General features: G+C 62.8%; 19 protein-coding genes. 5 read left to right on the forward strand and 14 right to left on the reverse strand.

All coding sequences use genetic code 11. The annotated features are described in order from the left end of the window. Positions 1 to 22: 22 nt before the first annotated feature. Positions 23 to 802, reverse strand: a complete 780-nt coding sequence (locus HAQ05_RS06905) for an exodeoxyribonuclease III (RefSeq protein ID WP_190418771.1) — start codon at positions 800 to 802, stop codon at positions 23 to 25. Positions 803 to 883: 81 nt separating this feature from the next. Here HAQ05_RS06905 and pyrE point away from each other — a divergent pair, with 81 nt between their 5' ends. Continuing rightward, a complete protein-coding gene (gene pyrE / locus HAQ05_RS06910) occupies positions 884 to 1,525 on the forward strand; it encodes an orotate phosphoribosyltransferase (protein ID WP_190418773.1) in 642 nt (213 codons plus the stop codon). Between the two features lie 55 nt (positions 1,526 to 1,580). Then, positions 1,581 to 2,135, forward strand: coding sequence for a DUF4124 domain-containing protein (locus tag HAQ05_RS06915; protein ID WP_420825753.1), 555 nt, complete (start codon positions 1,581 to 1,583; stop codon positions 2,133 to 2,135). A gap of 39 nt (positions 2,136 to 2,174) precedes the next feature. On the opposite strand, the gene argB is transcribed toward HAQ05_RS06915, so the two are convergent. From argB to coaBC, 4 genes are all read right to left on the reverse strand, one after another. Next, the gene (gene argB / locus HAQ05_RS06920; protein ID WP_190418777.1) at positions 2,175 to 3,089 is read right to left on the reverse strand and encodes an acetylglutamate kinase; all 915 of its coding nucleotides are present in this window, start codon (positions 3,087 to 3,089) and stop codon (positions 2,175 to 2,177) included. Positions 3,090 to 3,110: 21 nt separating this feature from the next. After that, the gene (locus HAQ05_RS28450) at positions 3,111 to 4,508 is read right to left on the reverse strand and encodes a phosphomannomutase/phosphoglucomutase (protein WP_202988048.1); all 1,398 of its coding nucleotides are present in this window, start codon (positions 4,506 to 4,508) and stop codon (positions 3,111 to 3,113) included. A gap of 1,424 nt (positions 4,509 to 5,932) precedes the next feature. Next, positions 5,933 to 6,388 (reverse strand): dUTP diphosphatase, encoded by a 456-nt coding sequence (gene dut / locus HAQ05_RS06930; RefSeq protein WP_190418781.1) that lies wholly within the window; start codon positions 6,386 to 6,388, stop codon positions 5,933 to 5,935. 3 nt (positions 6,389 to 6,391) lie between these two features. Further along, complete coding sequence (coaBC, locus tag HAQ05_RS06935; RefSeq protein WP_190418783.1) at positions 6,392 to 7,603, reverse strand: bifunctional phosphopantothenoylcysteine decarboxylase/phosphopantothenate--cysteine ligase CoaBC; 1,212 nt, start codon at positions 7,601 to 7,603, stop codon at positions 6,392 to 6,394. A 120-nt stretch (positions 7,604 to 7,723) separates the two neighbouring features. On the opposite strand from coaBC, the gene radC reads away from it, so the two are divergent. After that, positions 7,724 to 8,398: a RadC family protein gene (gene radC, locus HAQ05_RS06940; protein ID WP_190418785.1), complete on the forward strand. Its 675-nt coding sequence runs from the start codon at positions 7,724 to 7,726 to the stop codon at positions 8,396 to 8,398. 3 nt (positions 8,399 to 8,401) lie between these two features. Here the strand turns inward: radC and HAQ05_RS06945 are convergent, their stop codons facing one another. Next, on the reverse strand, positions 8,402 to 9,988 hold the full coding sequence (locus tag HAQ05_RS06945) for an ABC transporter substrate-binding protein (protein WP_190418787.1): 1,587 nt from the start codon (positions 9,986 to 9,988) through the stop codon (positions 8,402 to 8,404). A gap of 365 nt (positions 9,989 to 10,353) precedes the next feature. Between HAQ05_RS06945 and rpmB the strand changes: the two genes are divergently transcribed. Continuing rightward, positions 10,354 to 10,590: a 50S ribosomal protein L28 gene (rpmB, locus tag HAQ05_RS06950; protein WP_190418789.1), complete on the forward strand. Its 237-nt coding sequence runs from the start codon at positions 10,354 to 10,356 to the stop codon at positions 10,588 to 10,590. Between the two features lie 11 nt (positions 10,591 to 10,601). After that, on the forward strand, positions 10,602 to 10,757 hold the full coding sequence (rpmG, locus tag HAQ05_RS06955; protein ID WP_190418791.1) for a 50S ribosomal protein L33: 156 nt from the start codon (positions 10,602 to 10,604) through the stop codon (positions 10,755 to 10,757). A gap of 63 nt (positions 10,758 to 10,820) precedes the next feature. Here rpmG and HAQ05_RS06960 read toward each other — a convergent pair whose 3' ends face one another. From HAQ05_RS06960 to mdcC, 8 genes are all read right to left on the reverse strand, one after another. After that, a complete protein-coding gene (locus HAQ05_RS06960) occupies positions 10,821 to 11,024 on the reverse strand; it encodes an I78 family peptidase inhibitor (RefSeq protein ID WP_190418792.1) in 204 nt (67 codons plus the stop codon). A gap of 180 nt (positions 11,025 to 11,204) precedes the next feature. Next, a complete protein-coding gene (locus HAQ05_RS06965) occupies positions 11,205 to 12,164 on the reverse strand; it encodes an AEC family transporter (protein WP_190418794.1) in 960 nt (319 codons plus the stop codon). A gap of 72 nt (positions 12,165 to 12,236) precedes the next feature. Then, on the reverse strand, positions 12,237 to 13,166 hold the full coding sequence (locus HAQ05_RS06970; protein ID WP_190418796.1) for an acyltransferase domain-containing protein: 930 nt from the start codon (positions 13,164 to 13,166) through the stop codon (positions 12,237 to 12,239). Beyond that, positions 13,160 to 14,071 (reverse strand): triphosphoribosyl-dephospho-CoA synthase MdcB, encoded by a 912-nt coding sequence (gene mdcB, locus HAQ05_RS06975; protein WP_202988047.1) that lies wholly within the window; start codon positions 14,069 to 14,071, stop codon positions 13,160 to 13,162. Before mdcB ends, HAQ05_RS06970 begins: the two co-directional genes overlap by 7 nt. A 40-nt stretch (positions 14,072 to 14,111) precedes the next feature. Next, on the reverse strand, positions 14,112 to 14,774 hold the full coding sequence (mdcG, locus tag HAQ05_RS06980; protein ID WP_190418798.1) for a malonate decarboxylase holo-[acyl-carrier-protein] synthase: 663 nt from the start codon (positions 14,772 to 14,774) through the stop codon (positions 14,112 to 14,114). Next, positions 14,774 to 15,490 (reverse strand): biotin-independent malonate decarboxylase subunit gamma, encoded by a 717-nt coding sequence (locus HAQ05_RS06985; protein WP_190418800.1) that lies wholly within the window; start codon positions 15,488 to 15,490, stop codon positions 14,774 to 14,776. Before HAQ05_RS06985 ends, mdcG begins: the two co-directional genes overlap by 1 nt. Beyond that, entirely contained in the window at positions 15,477 to 16,388 is a 912-nt protein-coding gene (locus HAQ05_RS06990) for a biotin-independent malonate decarboxylase subunit beta (RefSeq protein WP_190418802.1), read from the reverse strand. The genes HAQ05_RS06985 and HAQ05_RS06990 overlap by 14 nt, the downstream gene beginning before the upstream one ends. Beyond that, positions 16,385 to 16,702 carry a malonate decarboxylase acyl carrier protein gene (gene mdcC / locus HAQ05_RS06995; RefSeq protein WP_190418804.1) on the reverse strand — a complete coding sequence of 106 codons (318 nt, stop codon included), beginning with the start codon at positions 16,700 to 16,702 and terminating at the stop codon, positions 16,385 to 16,387. The genes HAQ05_RS06990 and mdcC overlap by 4 nt, the downstream gene beginning before the upstream one ends. Positions 16,703 to 16,714 lie beyond the last annotated feature (12 nt).

Consider the following 16,714-nt stretch of genomic DNA (forward strand, 5'->3'; position numbering starts at 1 on the left):
CCTGGCGGTCGGCCCTTGGGCGTTAGATCGTCAACGTCCAGTCGTAATCGACGATGAACGGCGCGTGCTGGCTGAAGCGCGGTTGCCGGGGCAACCGTGCGCTGCGCACGAAGCGGCGCAGCCCCGGGGTCAGCAACTGGTAATCGAAGCGCCAGCCAAGGTTGAGCATTTCGGCTTGCTCGCTGTCGGGCCACCAGCTGTACTGCTCGCCCTCGCGGCTTACTTCGCGCAGCGCATCCACATAGCCCATGTTGCCGACGATTTCGTCCATCCAGGCCCGTTCCGGAGCGAGGAAGCCGGGAGACTGCTGGCTGTCGCGCCAGTTCTTCACGTCGAGCTTCTGCTGCGCCACATACAGTGAACCGCAATAGATATATTCGCGCCGCTTGCGCCGCTGTTTATCGAGGTAGCGGGCGAAGTCATCCATCAACTTGAATTTCTGGTTGAGTTCTTCGTCGCCGCCGCGCCCGGAAGGGAACAGCAGGGTGGCAATACTGACTTTGTCGAAATCGGCTTGCAGGTAGCGCCCGAAACGGTCACAGGTTTCAAAACCCAGCCCGTTGATGATCGCCTTCGGCTGCAACCGTGAATAAAGCGCCACGCCGCCTTGGGCGGGCACTTCGGCGTCTGCGGCGTACAGGAAATAGCCGTCCAGCTGGTAGGCTGAATCGTCCAGTTCGAAGGCGGAGGCGCGGGTATCCTGCAGGCAGATGACGTCGGCATTCTGGGCTTGCAGCCAACTGAGCAGACCCCGCTCGACCGCCGCCTGAATCCCATTAACGTTCACACTGATGATCCGCATAAATGGCCCCATAAATCTCGTGCGTGTATGATACCCGAGCTCAACTTAATTAGCTAAATCCGTGGTATCCGGGACTTTTAAATGCACGCCTATCAGCGCGACTTCATTCGTTTTGCCATCGAGCGGGGCGTCCTGCGCTTCGGGGAGTTCACCCTGAAGTCTGGCCGGACCAGCCCCTACTTCTTCAATGCCGGCTTGTTCGATACGGGTACGGCGCTGGCGCAGTTGGGTAAATATTACGCCGCGGCGATCGTCGAAGGCGGCTTGGCCTTCGACGTGTTGTTCGGCCCGGCTTACAAAGGTATTCCATTGGCGTGCACGGCGGCCGTGGCGCTGGCCGAGCAGTACCAGCGCGACGTGCCTTGGTGCTTCAACCGCAAGGAGGCCAAGGATCACGGCGAAGGCGGTAGCCTGGTGGGTGCTGCGCTGGCAGGCGAGGTGCTGATCATCGACGATGTGATCACCGCGGGTACCGCCATTCGTGAAGTGATGCAGATCATCGCCGCGCAAAACGCCCGGGCTGCCGGTGTGGTGATCGCGCTGAATCGCCAGGAGCGGGGCAAGGGCGAACTGTCGGCCATCCAGGAAGTCGAGCGTGACTATGGCATCGGCGTGGTGAGCATCGTCTCGCTGGACCAGGTGCTTGAATACCTGGCTGGCGACGCGCAACTCAAGCAACACCTGCCGGCGGTCGAAGCGTATCGCGCGCAGTACGGTATCTAACATGCGCTTGCGTTCGGCCGGCTGGGCCCTGCTGCTATGCGTCGCAGCCGTGCCAATGGCGGGCGCGGCGGCAGCGGAGGATGCTCCGAGCGTTCGCCTTTATCGCTATGTGGATAACCGCGGGGTGACGGTGCTAGACACCCAGGGTGTGCCACCAGAGTACATCTCCAAGGGCTACCAGGTGCTCAACCCGCAGGGGCGGGTGATCCAAACCGTGCCACCAGCCCCCAGTGCCGACGAAATCAAACAGCGGCAGGCGCAACAGGCGCAGGCCCAAACAGACCACGATCTACTCCAGCGCTATTCTTCGTTGGCCGACCTGGACCGCGAAAAGGCCAGGCGCCTGGCCGAGTTCGATACCCAGGTGGGCCTGGCCAATAACAACTTATTGGTGCTCAAGCAGCAGCAAGACTTCCTGCAGGGCCAGGCCGCCGATATCGAACGCAACGGCCAGCCGGTGCCGCCTACGCTGGTGCAGCAAATCGACGATGTGCGCAGGCAGCAGGCGGACGTTTCCCAGCAAATCGATGAACTTCGGCAGAGCAAGCAAGGGCTGGCGGCGCAGTACGACCAGCAGCGCGCGCGGCTGCAAACCCTGCTTGGGCAATGACACGGGGGGTGCGCGGCGGTTGCCCGCCGCGCAACACGGTCAGGCAGGGGCGGAGCGTTTGCGGTTGGTGATTAGCGTGCCAACCCCGCTGTCGGTGAAAATTTCAAGCAATACGGCGTTAGGCACCCGGCCGTCGATGATGTGCGAGCTGTTCACGCCGCCTTGCACGGCTTCCAGTGCACAGCGGATCTTCGGCAGCATGCCGCCATAGATGGTGCCATCGGCAATCAGTTCGTTGACCTGTTCGGTGGTCAGGCCCGTAAGCACCTGGCCATCCTTGCCCATCAAGCCGGCGATGTTGGTGAGCAGCAGCAGCTTTTCGGCTTTGAGCGCTTCGGCCACCTTGCCCGCCACCAGGTCGGCATTGATGTTGTAAGACTCCCCTTCCGGCCCCACACCGATGGGCGCGATCACCGGGATGAAGTCGCCTTTGACCAGCATATTCAGCAGGTCGGTATTCACCCCACTGACTTCGCCCACATGGCCGATGTCGATGATTTCCGGTTTGGTCATCTCCGGCGTTTGGCGGGTGACGGTCAGCTTGCGTGCGCGGATCAGCTCGGCGTCCTTGCCGGTCAGGCCGATAGCGCTGCCGCCGTGGCGGTTGATCAGGGTAACGATGCTCTTGTTTACCTGGCCACCCAATACCATTTCGACCACATCCATGGTTTTCGCATCAGTCACGCGCATACCGTCGATGAAGCGGCTTTCGATGTCCAGGCGCTTGAGCAGGTCGCCGATCTGCGGCCCGCCGCCATGCACGACCACCGGGTTGATGCCCACCGCTTTCATCAGCACTACGTCGCGGGCGAAGCCGATTTTCAGTTCCTCGCTCTCCATGGCGTTGCCGCCGTACTTGATCACCAGCGTTTTACCGACGAAGCGCCGAATATACGGCAGCGCTTCAGACAATACCTTGGCAACGTTGGCGGCGGCAGCGCGATCGAGGGTCATGCAGGGCTCCTGGGGCAGGTTTTAGAACGGGATTTGAATATCCGGCGACACTGCCTTGAGCTGGCTGCGGAACACTTGCTTGATCCGCTCCAGCTCGGCTTCGTCGTCGGCTTCAAAACGCAGCACCAGCACCGGGGTGGTATTCGAGGCGCGAACCAGGCCCCAACCCTTTGGATAGTCGACCCGCACACCGTCGATGGTGATCAGGTTGGCCTTGCCCCACTGTGCGTCGTTTTGCAGCGCCTCAATGATGGCGAATTTACTCTCCTCGGTCACTTGAATGTTGATTTCCGGAGTAGAAACATCGTTGGGGAAGGTGGCGAACAGGTCCTCGGCGTCGCCTTCTTCGCGGCTGAGGATTTCCAGCACGCGCGCGGCCGCGTAAACGCCGTCATCGAAACCGTACCAGCGTTCCTTGAAAAAGATGTGCCCGCTCATCTCGCCGGCCAGCAATGCGCCGCTTTCCCTGATTTTCTTCTTGATCAGCGAGTGGCCGGTTTTCCACATGACCGGGCGGCCACCCCAGCCGCTGATCAACGGTGCCAGGCGGCGGCTGCATTTGACGTCGAAAATGATATCGGCACCGGGGTTGCGCGAGATCACGTCCTTGGCCAGCAACATCAGCAGGCGGTCGGGGAACACCACATTGCCCTTATTGGTCACCACACCAACGCGGTCGGCGTCGCCATCGAAGGCCAGGCCCAAGTCTGCGCCTTCTGCTTTGACTGTTTTAATGAGGTCTTCGAGGTTTTCCAGCTTGCCCGGGTCAGGGTGGTGGTTGGGGAAGTTGCCATCGACATCGCAGAACAGCGGGATCACTTCGCAACCCAGCGCTTCGATCAGTCTCGGCGCAATCACACCGCCCACACCGTTACCACAGTCGACCACCACCTTGAGCTTACGCGCCAGGGGAATGTCGTTCTTGATGCGGTCATAGTACTGCGTGAGGATATCGACCTTCTCAATCGTACCCTTGCCGCTGCTCAGGTCATTTTCCGTGATGCGGCGATACAGTTCCTGGATCTGTTCATTGGCCAGGGTGTCGCCCGCGATGATGATCTTGAAGCCGTTGTAGTTCGACGGGTTGTGGCTGCCGGTGAGCATCACCCCCGATTTGCCCTTGAGCACGTTGGCGGCGTAGTACAGTGCCCCGGTGGGCACCATGCCGACGTCACTGACGTCGCAGCCGCTGTCGGCGACACCCTGGATCAATTGGGCGACCAGCTCTGGGCCCGACAGGCGGCCGTCACGGCCAACGGATACATGCCGCTCGCCCTGGGCGATGCTTTGCGAGCCGATTGCCCGGCCGATCCAGTAAGCGGTTTCGGCGGTCAGTGTATCGCCAACGATGCCGCGGATATCGTAGGCGCGGAAAATGCTGGCGGGAAGCGAGGGTGCGACTTGTGCGATGCTATTCATGGCGGGGGGGTACTCCATTCGCAAGGTGTCCTGATCGCCGTCGGTAATCTCGACGACGAGGATTTCAGACGCTTTAAACGCCGGGTTGGCTCCACTACCGGGTGGCGGGGCGCCCGTGGCATCGCTGCCGGTGTTGCCGGATGGTTCATTCGCCGCCGGGGGGGCGGACTCGCCGTCGCTTTCGCGAACGGAAAAACGGGCAAGGCCCAGGGCCAACTCGTTCAGCTCCGCAAGGCGCAGGCTGAACGCTTTGATGGTTTTCCCGGCCGATAGTTCTTCGATCAGTTGAGCTAAATGCTCCGCATCTTCGCGCAGCAGCCCGCGCAGCCCCTGCAGGGCCATGCTCAGCGCCGCCCAGAAGGCGACCAAGGCTACGCCAGCCGCCACCAGCATTAACAGGATCGACAGCCAGGGCAGCGGCGCGACGAACGCACTGCCGGCGGTAAATTGCAGCTTCCAGTTGGGGTTGCCCAGGTCGTATTCGGTGGTTGGGCCGGCGGGGCTGTCGCCGGCCTGCAGCAACACCGTGGGCGCCGTGCCAGGGAATTGCTGTTGCAGGCGCACCTGGCCGCCCCCAGCGGGCAAGGGCGGCAGGCTGCGTTGTAAGCGCTGCAGGTCGTAGGCCATAAGCAGGGTGCCCGCCACCCGGTTATCACTGGTGCGCACCGCCGCCACGCTGTACAGCAGCCAGCGCTCACCGACTTGGCGTGCTTCCAGCGGCACCGGCGCGCCGGCTTCGGCCTGGCGCAGTTGGTCGAGGGTCGCGTAGCTGATCGGGGCGGGGCGGCTGTCGTCCGGGGTGCCGTGGCCGGCCACGGTGAGGTGGGCATCGACCAGGCCGTCGCGGTAGTGCAGCGCCCCTTCGGCATTGCGCAGCCGCGCGCTGTCGCTGCTTTGCAGGCTGGCGAGCAGGGCCGGGTCTGCCGCCTGTGCTTGGGTGTCTGCGCTGATTTGCTGCATGCCCTGGCGCAGGCTGGCGGCTTGCGAGGCGCCCAGTGCACTTGCTAACTGCCAGCGCCAAGCCTGTTGCGAAGGCCCCGGTAGGGCAACCCACACCAGTGCGGCGGCTACCAGCACACCTAGGGCGGCGGTGATCAGGGCTGGGCGCGCGAAAGCCGCTTTGCCACTAACGGGGGTGACATTGCCCGGCGGCTGTTGTTTGCGTTCAGCGGTGGCTGTGGTCCCTTTCACGGTAGCGTCTCCGCGCGGTTCGTCCCTGGAATCTAGGCTCTGTACGAAATGTATCTACGCATCGGTGATGCTGCGTTGAAAACAGGCACGGATGTCATCACGGATGTAATCACGGAATGCTCATTTACAACCAGTAAACCCCGATGCGGGCCCAGTCCGCTTCCTCGCCTGTTTTCGCGCTGCCTGACCTTCGCTCGAAAACATTATGTACAGAGCCTAGTCGACCAGCAGCTTCAATGGGTGCCGGAGTGGCCGAAACCGCCAGCGCCGCGCTGGCTATCATCGAACTGCGCGACCAACTCGAATTGGGCTTGCACCACCGGCACCAGCACCAGTTGCGCGATGCGCTCGCCCACTTCAAGGGTGAACGCCGTTTGCCCCCGGTTCCAGCACGACACCATCAGTTCGCCCTGGTAATCCGAATCGATAAGCCCCACCAGGTTGCCGAGCACGATGCCGTGCTTATGGCCCAACCCCGAGCGTGGCAGCACCAGGGCCGCGAGGGCTGGGTCGGCGATATGGATCGCAATGCCGGTGGGGATCAGCAGCGTCTGGCCAGGCTGCAGGGTGGTGCGTTCTTGCAACATGGCGCGCAGGTCGAGGCCGGCCGAGCCGGGCGTGGCATAGGCGGGGAGCGGGAAATCGCTGCCCAGGCGGGGGTCGAGGATTTTGGCTTGCAGTGCGTGCATGGGTTATCCGGCTGGGTGAAGTCGATCAGCGATGAAGGCGACCAGTTGGCGGGCGATCTTGCCCTTGCTGCTCTGGGCGAACACGCTGGTGTGAAGTTCGCGGTCGATCACGCTGCACGCGTTCTCTTCGCTGTTGAAGCCGATGCTGGGGTTGGCCACGTCGTTGGCCACGATCAGGTCGAGGTTCTTGTCTTGGAGCTTGCGCGCGGCGTAGTCGAGCAGGTGCTCGGTTTCGGCGGCGAAACCCACGCTGAACGGGCGGTCGGCGCGGCCGGCGATGGTCGCGAGGATGTCGGGGTTGCGCACCATCTGCAGTAACAGCCCATCGGCGCTGTTGGGGTCTTTCTTGAGCTTTTGTTGCGCGATCACTTCCGGGCGGTAGTCGGCGACCGCTGCCGACGCTATGAACACATCGCAGGGCATCGCCGCCTCGCAGGCTGCCAGCATGTCGCGGGCGCTGACTACGTCTATACGGTGCACACGGTCGGGCGTGGGCAGGTGCACGGGGCCGGTGACCAGGGTTACCCGGGCGCCAGCCTCAACCGCGGCCTCGGCCAGGGCGAAGCCCATCTTCCCGGAGCTGTGGTTGGTGATGTAGCGCACCGGGTCGATGTTTTCTTGGGTCGGCCCGGCGGTGATCAGCACCTGTTTGCCGGTCAACGCCCGGTGTTCGAAACACTGCGCGGCACACCCGGCCAACTGAGTGGGTTCGAGCATGCGGCCCAGGCCCACGTCGCCGCAGGCCTGGCTCCCGGAGGCCGGGCCGAACACCTTCAAACCTCGGCTTTCAAGCAATTGCAGGTTGGCCTGGGTGGCCGGGTCGCGCCACATGGCCTGGTTCATTGCAGGGGCTACCGCCACCACCGCGTCGGTGGCCAGCACCAGGGTGGTGAGCAGGTCATTGGCCAGCCCTTGCGCAAGGCGGGCCAGCAAGTCGGCGGTGGCGGGGGCGATAAGCACCAGGTCTGCCCATTTGGCCAGGGCGATGTGGCCCATGGCCGCTTCCACCGCCGGGTCGAGCAAGTCGAGGTGAACCGGGTGGCCAGAGAGTGCTTGCAGGGTCAGGGGTGTGATGAACTCACTGCCCCCACGGGTCATGACCACGCGTACTTCGGCCCCGTGGTCAAGCAGGCGCCGTACCAGTTCCGCGCTTTTATAGGCGGCAATGCCGCCGCCCACGCCAAGTACGATGCGTTTCCGATACAGCCGCTGCATAGGCTTGCCTTGGATCGTTGAGGTGTACCCCGCCTGCTTCGGCGCCGGGCAAAATGTTCCGCTAAGATAACACAGCACAGTGTGCGCACCAGCGCCCAACCAGGGGTACAAGGAGGTACCATGGCGATTCGGGATTGGCCCGCGGCGGAGCGGCCGCGAGAGAAATTATTGATGCACGGCGCAGCGCTGCTGTCGGACGCCGAATTGCTGGCGATATTCCTGCGCACCGGCATCGCCGGGCGCAGCGCCGTAGACTTGGCGCGTGACGCCCTGCAGCGCTTCGGTGGTTTGCGCGGCCTGTTCGAGGCCGACCTCGCCAGCTTTTGCGCCGAGCGTGGGCTGGGGCAGGCCAAATACGCCCAATTGCAGGCTGTGTTGGAAATGGCCCGCCGCTATTTGGCCTGTTCGTTGGGCGCCCGCGATGTGCTCGAAGAACCTTCCAGCGTGCGCGCCTACCTCAAGGCCAAGCTCAGGCACGAGCCCCACGAGGTGTTCGCGTGCCTGTTCCTCGACTCACGCCACCGAATGCTGGCCTACGAGGCCATGTTCCACGGCACTATCGACAGCGCCAGCGTTTACCCCCGGCAGGTGATCAAGCGAGCGCTGGCGCACAACGCCGCAGCGTTGATCCTCTGCCATAACCACCCTTCGGGGCTGGCCGAGGCGAGCATGGCGGACCTTTCGGTCACCCGGCGTATCCGCGAAGCACTGGCGTTCATCGATGTACGGCTACTGGACCACTTCATCGTCGGTGACGGCGAGCCCCTGTCGATGCGCGACCAGGGGCTGCTATGAGGTTCAGTCGAGGGTGACTTTCGAGAAGTCCTGGCGGCCGAAGGGGCTGGGCTGGTAACCCTTCACGTTGCCGCGGGTGAGTACCGCGGCGACCGGGTGGGCCAGCGGCAGCCACAACGCTTGCTGTTGGATCAATGCTTGGGCCTGGTGATACAGGCGGGTGCGTTCGGCTTGGGCCGGCTGTGCTTTGCCATCGCTGATCAGCTTGTCCAGTTCGGGGCTGCAATAACGGGCGAAGTTGGTGCCCGCCTGTACCGCCGCACAGCTGAATTGCGGGCTGAGGAAGTTGTCCGGGTCGCCGTTGTCGCCGGCCCAGCCCATGAACAGCAGGTCATGCTCGCCGGCCTTGCTGCGGCGGATCAACTCGCCCCACTCGAGGGTGCGAATTTGCGCCGTGATGCCGACCTTGGCCAGGTCTGCCTGGAGCAGTTGCGCGCCCAACGCCGGGTTGGGGTTGAGTAAGCTGCCGGTGGGGCGGGTCCAGATGGTAGTACTGAAGCCGTCTTTCAAGCCGGCCTTGGCCAGCAGGTCACGGGCTTTTTGCGGGTCGTAGGCATAGCCGGGCAGGTCTGTGGCATAGCCCCAGGTGTTGGGCGGGTAGATGCCGTTGGCCGCCTGTGCGGTGCCTTCGAATACCGCCTTGAGGTAGCTGGCCTTGTCGAAGGCCAGGTTGATCGCCTGGCGCACCTCGGGTTTGTCCAGCGGCGGGTGCTGGGTGTTCAAGGCCACGAAGGCGGTCATGAACGCGGGTGTTTGCACCACCTTGAGCGTGTCGGTTTGTTGGGCCGCGCTGATATCCTGTGGCTTGGGCGACAAGGCGATTTGGCATTCACCGGCCTTCAGCCGCTGCAGGCGCACGGTCGGGTCGGTGGTGATGGCATAGATCAGCGGGTCTACCGCCGGCTTGCCGGCAAAGTAGTCAGGGTTGGCCTTGTAACGTACCACGGCGTCTTTTTGGTAGCGCACGAATACGAATGGGCCGGTGCCGATGGGCTGGCTGTTGAGTTTCTCCGGGGTGCCGGCAGCGAGCAACTGGCCGGCGTACTCGGCCGAGTAGATGGATGCAAAGCCCATGCTCAGCGTGGCCAGGAAGGTGGCATCCGGATGGTCGAGGGTAAAGCGCACCGCCAAGGGGGTTGGCGCATCGATCGCCTTGATCAAGCTGGGCAGTTGCATCGACTGGGCATGGGGGAAACCGCTTTGGGCCACCTTGTGCCACGGGTTGGCCGGGTCGAGCATGCGTTGGAAGCTCAGCAGCACGTCATCGGCGTTCAACGGCCGGGTGGGCTTGAAGTATTCGGTGGTGTGGAACGGCACGTTGGGCCGCAGCTTGAACGTATAGACCTTGCCATCTGCCGACACCTCCCAGCTTTCAGCCAGGCTGGGCACCACCTTGCCGGTGCTGGCGTCGTACTCGACCAGGCGGTTCATCAGAACATCGGCCGAGGCGTTGGTGGTGGTCAACGAGTTGTACTGCACCACGTCGAAACCCTCGGGGCTGGCCTCGGTACACACACTCAGGGGCTTGGCCTGGGCCATAATGGGAATAGACAAGGTTACCAGCAACAGTGGCATGATCGCGTGGCGCATGGGCTTGGGGTTCCTTGGGGTCGAAGGTGCAGCCATCTGCCTGTGCAGTCTGGGAAAACTCTACCGTAGAGGGGTTTGGCGCAAATCGCCATGCCCCATGCAGGTTTTTTAGCGACGAATGGTTGGCGCTGTGTAACCCACAGGGGCATGGACCGCGGGCGCCGTTGCAAAGTTTTCCGCCGTGCGCGCTGTTGTTGTGGCGGGGGGTTTCTGGTATAAAGCAGCGCTCTTTTCCAGGGCCATCGCGTTCGCACAGCAGGCGAGCCTGTTGCTGGCCCTTGGATTACCGGCGCCGTGGCGCCAACGACTGAGAGATAAGCGGCCAACCCATGCCGGGTTGGGCATGTGGTTTAGAGGGCTGAGGCATGTCGAGAGTCTGTCAAGTTACCGGTAAGGGTCCGGTAACCGGGAACAATATTTCCCACGCTAACAACAAAACCCGTCGTCGTTTCCTGCCAAACCTGCAGCATCATCGCTTCTGGGTCGAGGCCGAAAAACGTTTCGTGCGCCTGCGCGTTTCCGCCAAGGGCATGCGTATCATCGACAAGCGTGGCATCGAGGCCGTATTGGCTGACATCCGCCGCGCGGGCGAGAAGGTTTAAGGGAGAGAATCATGCGTGAATTGATCCGTTTGGTGTCGAGCGCCGGTACCGGCCACTTCTACACCACCGACAAGAACAAGCGTACTACCCCCGACAAGATCGAAATCAAGAAGTACGATCCGGTCGCTCGTAAGCACGTGATCTACAAGGAAGGCAAGATCAAGTAATAGGTCTGCCTTGCCCACAAAAAAACCGCTCAATCGAGCGGTTTTTTTGTTGTTGGGGTGCACTCAGCCGAAGGTAATGGCTTCGATGCGGCCCTGCGCGCCTACGCGCACATGCACGCGCTGCAGGTCGAACTCCCGGGTGGTGATGTCGTTGGGGCCGACAACGCGCGTGCGGCCCGTAAGTTCGGTGACGGTCGACTTGGTTGTCTTATCATAGGTAGTACCAAGTAGGTGCTGCAGCGCCTGAACCACGTGTTGGTTATCCATGGGTAATCTCCTTGAATGTATTGACCCTTACGGGCACCCAGAGATTTTTCGCGCAATGGCCCTGGCGATTGCTGTAGATATCTACTTGGCCGAACACCCGGGGCGGCGGCCGGTGGGGCGCTATCGCGCCACATCGGCAGAAGTGTACCGCCAAGCGTATGCCTACCGGTGCGGTGGCCTTTAATGGGCAGGTGCCCACACATAAATGGCCAGCGATAGGGTGATTGCACCCAACACGGACGACACCACCAAGGTGGCGCCTGACACCGGGGGGCGCAAGCCAGCGCTGGCGCCGAATACCAACCCGAAGAACCCGGCTGGAATCGCGGTTAGCAACACGGCCTGCACACCGATTTGCCAAGGGATTCCAAATAGCAGTACCAAGCCTAGTACCACCAGTGGCTGAATCACGTTTTTGACCAGGGTGCCGAACACGACATTGCTGCCGAGGTGGATCGGCTGTGCCGACAGCATCAGGCCGGTGAGAAACAGCCCCACGCCCGCCGTCGCGCTGGTCATGGGCCCGAGCGCGGTGCCGACGATAGCCGGCAGCGAAATGCCCGAGAGCGCGACCACCAGGCCCAGTACCGGGCCGATGAATATGGGCTTTTGCACCGAATGGCCCAGCGCCACGATGAACTGCCGGGCGGCGGAGGCGGGTTGCCCGTGCTGGTTTTCCTGGGCGCGGTGCATTTCGATCAGCGCCAGGGTCAGGGGCGAAATGGTGATCGACCCCACGGCGATCGCGATCGCCACGGGCAACGCCGCGCTTTGCCCGAAAATCGGAATCAACAGCGGCAACCCGATCGAGGCGAAATTGGGAAAGGCGATGGTCAGGGTTTGTACGGCCGAGTCGCCCAACGACAGTCTGTAGACGCGCCGCTGCACATAAAAAACCGCCAGATATACGATCAGCAACCCACCCGCGAGCACCAAGGCCAAGGGGCCGTTTTCGATAATCACCCGTTGCGGTGTGCGGGCAATGGATACGAAAAGCGTGAGCGGTAAGGCGAACTGCATCAACAACACATTCAGGCTCGCCACGTTCTGGTTGTCCACCAGGTGGCGCTTGCCCGCAAAGAAACCGAGCGCCAGCCCTATATAAACCGGGAGTAGCGCAGTAATTATCAACGTGACCATTTCAAGCCTCAATATGCCGAAGTTTTAACGAAGCATCAGGCGGAGCGTGCGGGGATAAGTCGGTTCGGGGTGTCAAGCGTCCTCGATATGTTTTGAAAGCCATTGTTCCACCCCTTCTAGCGAGCGAAACTCATCGAGGCTGCGCGCGGCGGTGTCGGGGTATGCCCGGGTAACCATGTTGGCCAGTGCGCGGCCTGGGCCAAGCTCCAGGAAAACCCGCGCACCCCGCTCATAAGCGCATTGCAAGCAATCTTTCCAATGCAAGGTATGGCCGATCTCATCGGCTAGCGCCTGGCTGGCTTGCGGCACCGAAAACACCGGTTGTGCATTAAGCGCACTCAACAACACGATATTCGCCGGCGGCGGCACTGGCGCGGCGGCCTGCAAGGCGGCGAAAAACTCAGGCACCACCTTGGCCAGGCACGAGGTGTGCGAAGCGACCCGAACGGCAAGGGGGTCGGCCCGCAGGGCGCCGGCCGCAAGGGCGGCTGAACATATCGCCTGCAGCGCGTTGCGCTGGCCGCCCACTACCGTGACGTCATCGGGGTTGATAATCGCGACATCCACACCGTGATCGCTGGCCAATCGTTGTACGGCCTCCAACGGCAAACCGCGAATAAAGGCCAGCCCATCGTCGGGTCCGCTGCCCTGGCTCATCAGGTCGCCACGGGCCTTGGCCACGCGCAGGGTGCCCTCTGGCGTCAGCAAGCCGGCGATGCCCCAGGCGGAAAGCTCACCCACACTGTATCCGGCCACGATCAAGCGGCGCGGCAACAGAGGGCCTATGGCCAGGTAGGCGGCCAGCGCCTGCGCTACACAAAGAATCTGCGCGGCGCGGTTATCGAACATCTGCTCACCGGCGTGCTGTACATAGGTGCGAGGGTCTTCGCCCAACAGTTCGCCAGCAGTTTGAAACAGCGGCTGCGCGGCGGGAGCCTGGCCGCTCAGGTCGAACATGCCGGGGTGCTGAGCGCCTTGCCCGGGGCAAAGGATCGCTAACATGGTTCACCTACTTGGCGGCGACCGGTCAGGTTTTTGGGCGGCGCGGCGAAGCGGCGCTCCTCTGCATCGATGAACAGCGTAATGCCAAGTAAATCGGCGGCGCCGCCTGGGCTGAGGTTGCGCGCCACAAAGCGGCGATGTATCTCGCAGGCCTGTTCCCGCCACGTGGCCATGGCGACCCCACCACCGCACAAAAAGCCGGCGGCCTCGGCCTGGGCAAAGTGCAACCCGCCCCGGCCGGCGCGGTACAGCAGGTTGGTATCGTCCAATACGGCAACTAACGCAAAACACGCCTGCACCCGGGCTGCCTGTTCATCGCCACGGGCCAGTTGGCGGCCGGCTCGCAACGCGACCAACCCGGTGCCGTAGGCGGCGGGGAAACCCCGTGCTGCTTCCTCTCGGGCGCCGCCCACCGCATAACGGCGGGTAACCAGGGCGCCGTGAGAATGCCCAGGTGCCGGGCCATTCAGAATCGACGGCCCCCAGCGCTCGGCCACGATACGCCCTAGGGGGGCCTTGGTGGGCAGGGCCGACCGCAAGCCCGCCGCCGCCACTAGCATGCCCAGCCCAAAAATAGCGCCGCGGTGTGTATTCACACCCTGGGTGATACCCAGCATATGTGCCTCTGCGGCGATACCGATTTGGCGAAGTTGCTCCATCTCGGCGTTCCTGGCGCCAGCGAGGGCCAACTGAACAAAGTAGGGCGCCAGCCCCTCGGCGCTGCGGTGTAGCAGGCTGGCATCCATATCACGGTGTGCGCCATTATCGACATGGCTGACCAAGCCCGGTTTAGGGTAGGTATCGACCTCCACATGCAAGCACTCCACGGCCAGTTCGCTCAGCTCGTGGGCCAGCGACATCGTAGACTCGGTGTACTCTGCGTGCGCGGCACAACGGGCTGTCATGGGCCTGTCTCCATAAAGTGTGGGCAGTTGGTGTACATATTCATAAGCGCTCGGCAAGCGGCGCGGCCTCCCCGCGCAGGAAGGCGGCACGGGGTTGCATAAGCGGCGGGCCAAAGCGCTTGACCAATACTTCAGGTGCTTCGTCGGCCAACTCTTGCCAATTCACCGCCCAGCCGTCTTGGCGCACGCACTCGCCATCGATGCGCATCGGCGCGGCTGCCGCGACCTTGCCCACGCGCCGCAAGCGGTCGAGCAGCCCCTCGCTATCGGCACCCAACTCGAATAGCAGGTCGAGGTCCGAGGTAGGGCTCAGGTAAGGCAAGCCGGTCAAGGCCGACCAAGCCAAGCTGCCGAAGGCCCGCACCTGAGGCGCCACCGCGAGGATTTCCGCGATAGCCGTACGCCACGAAGCTGGCGCGTGTTCCTGTGCATCGGCCAGCAATGGCGGGGGTTGCACCGCCACGATAGCGCGCGGTGGCAGGGTCAATACCAGGCGTTTTTTGCCAAGCGAAGGCGGCAATGGCAAGCCCAGCGGCACCTCACCAGTAGGGTCTTGCAGCAGTGGGCGCCGGACGATAACCGGCCGCCCGGCCTGCGCCCATTGCTCAGGGTAGGCCCCCGGGTTTCGCTCGCACAGGTGCCGCCACGCCGCGGGCTCAACCCACACCAGCGTGTGCCGGCGGCCCTGCCAGTGGCTGAGCATCACTGCCCTGCCAGGGCCAGAACCTGGTCGATGATGCGCTGCGCTGCCGGCCGCCCACCCCGCGCCAGGCCTAACTGCGCGCGGGTATCCTCGGCCGGCCATTGCGACAGCACGGTTTCTAACTGTTCGGCCAAGGGTTTGGCCGGGTCCCAGATTTGGTGCACAGCGCCGGTGGGAAAGAGGTAGTCCAGGCCCGGTGCGAACACTGGGTTGGTTTTGGCTTTTTCTTTCAACACGTCAATCGACAACTTGGTCACCCGCGAAACCGAGGGCAGGTCCATCACTTCAGGGGTGGCGCCCGGCAGCCCTACCAACACGGTGGCGGCGAGGGCCGTGGCGATGAAGGCACCGGCGGCCGTATGGCCATACAGCAGCCCGATCGAGCGGTGGCCGTGGAGTTCGGCCACGAACAACGCTTTGGCCAAGTGGGATAAGTATTCGTTCAGCCCCAATAGCTCATCATGCCGGCTCATGCGCTGGCTACTTGAGTCGATTACCAGCAGGATCGGCGCATCCCCCGGCGTGCGGGCGATGTCCAGCACCTGGCTTGCCAATTGGGCCGCATCCTCGATGCCGAGGGGCGTATCGTCGATGACGCCGAGAATATGCACATCCGTGCCGTTGCCTCGTTTGCCACTGCCGGACAGCAGCCCCTGCCTGGGCGTGGCTGAATAACCGGCGGGGAAAAGGGATTGAAGAATTTCATCGAGCTTCATCTGCACACTCCCGGACCGTTTGCGAAGCGGCAAGAAACGCTTCTGTAGGTAAGCTGGAAATCGACTCCGGCGCCTCTACGCCCAGCGCTTTCCAAATTTGCAAGCTGTCGGTCAGGCTGCCCAAGCGCTGTAGGCGCGTGGCCAGGCGCTGTTGTTCGGCCTGAACCAGCGCCAGGTCGAACCGGGCCTGTTTTGCCAAAGCCGTGCGTGCGGCGGCGCGGAAGGCGGCAATGTCATCCTCGACAAAGGCATCTACCGCGCCGATCAGGTACCGGTGCTTGCCACCCATGGTGCGCCAAACGAAAGCGCGGTCCTTGGAGTCGAACTCCTCCACACCATGGTTGGTTTCGATCACTTCGGGGCCGGAAACACTTAACCGCCCCTGCTCGGAAATCACCAGGCTCGAACAGCAGTTCGCGATCAAGCCACCGCCGCCATAACAACCCGCACGGCCGCCCAGCAGGCCAATAACCCGCACGCCATCGGCGCGGGCCAACAGGATGGCGCGGATGATCTCGGCGATCGATACCTCGCCAGCGTTGGCCTCTTGCAGGCGCACCCCACCGGTATCGAAGCTTATGAGTACATCCCGTTTGTGCTTGCGCGCTGCCCGGATCAGCCCGATCAATTTAGCCCCATGCACTTCGCCAAAGGCGCCGCCCATGAACCGCCCCTCTTGGGCCGCGGCATACACCCGCTGGCCTTCGAGCTGGCCTTCGCCAATCACGATGCCGTCGTCGAATTGCTTGGGCAGGTCGAAGAGGTCCAGGTGCGGGCTCATTTCGCGTTGCTCGGGGCCGATATATTCAGTGAAGCTGCCGCGATCCAACAGGCCGGCTATGCGCTGGCGCGCGGTGGATTCGTACCAACTGGTAATGGGCCGTAATGCATCGCTCATTGTGCGTTCTCCTCGATGAGCCTTACGCCTTGGGCGAGGCGCAAGGCCACGGTGTCTGGGCGTGCACCGCCATCATTGATGGAAATGCGCAGGCCACCCGCCGCCCGGCGGGCCACGAACTCTTCGACAACGGCTTGCCATACCGGCGCGAAGCCATGGGCGGCGGTCGCAATATTCACTTCGCACACGTTGGGTTCGCGTACGCGTTCTACCAACACCTCGAGATTTCCCGAGGCGACGACACCGGTGAGCGCCTGCTTTTGCGTGCCAGTGGCGGCTTTCGGCGCCTTAAGCGTAAAGGTTAGGTTTTCCATGGGAGCGGCCTC

It is taken from the genome of Pseudomonas typographi (genome assembly GCF_014694385.1).
In the GTDB taxonomy this organism is placed as follows: Bacteria; Pseudomonadota; Gammaproteobacteria; order Pseudomonadales; family Pseudomonadaceae; genus Aquipseudomonas; species Aquipseudomonas typographi.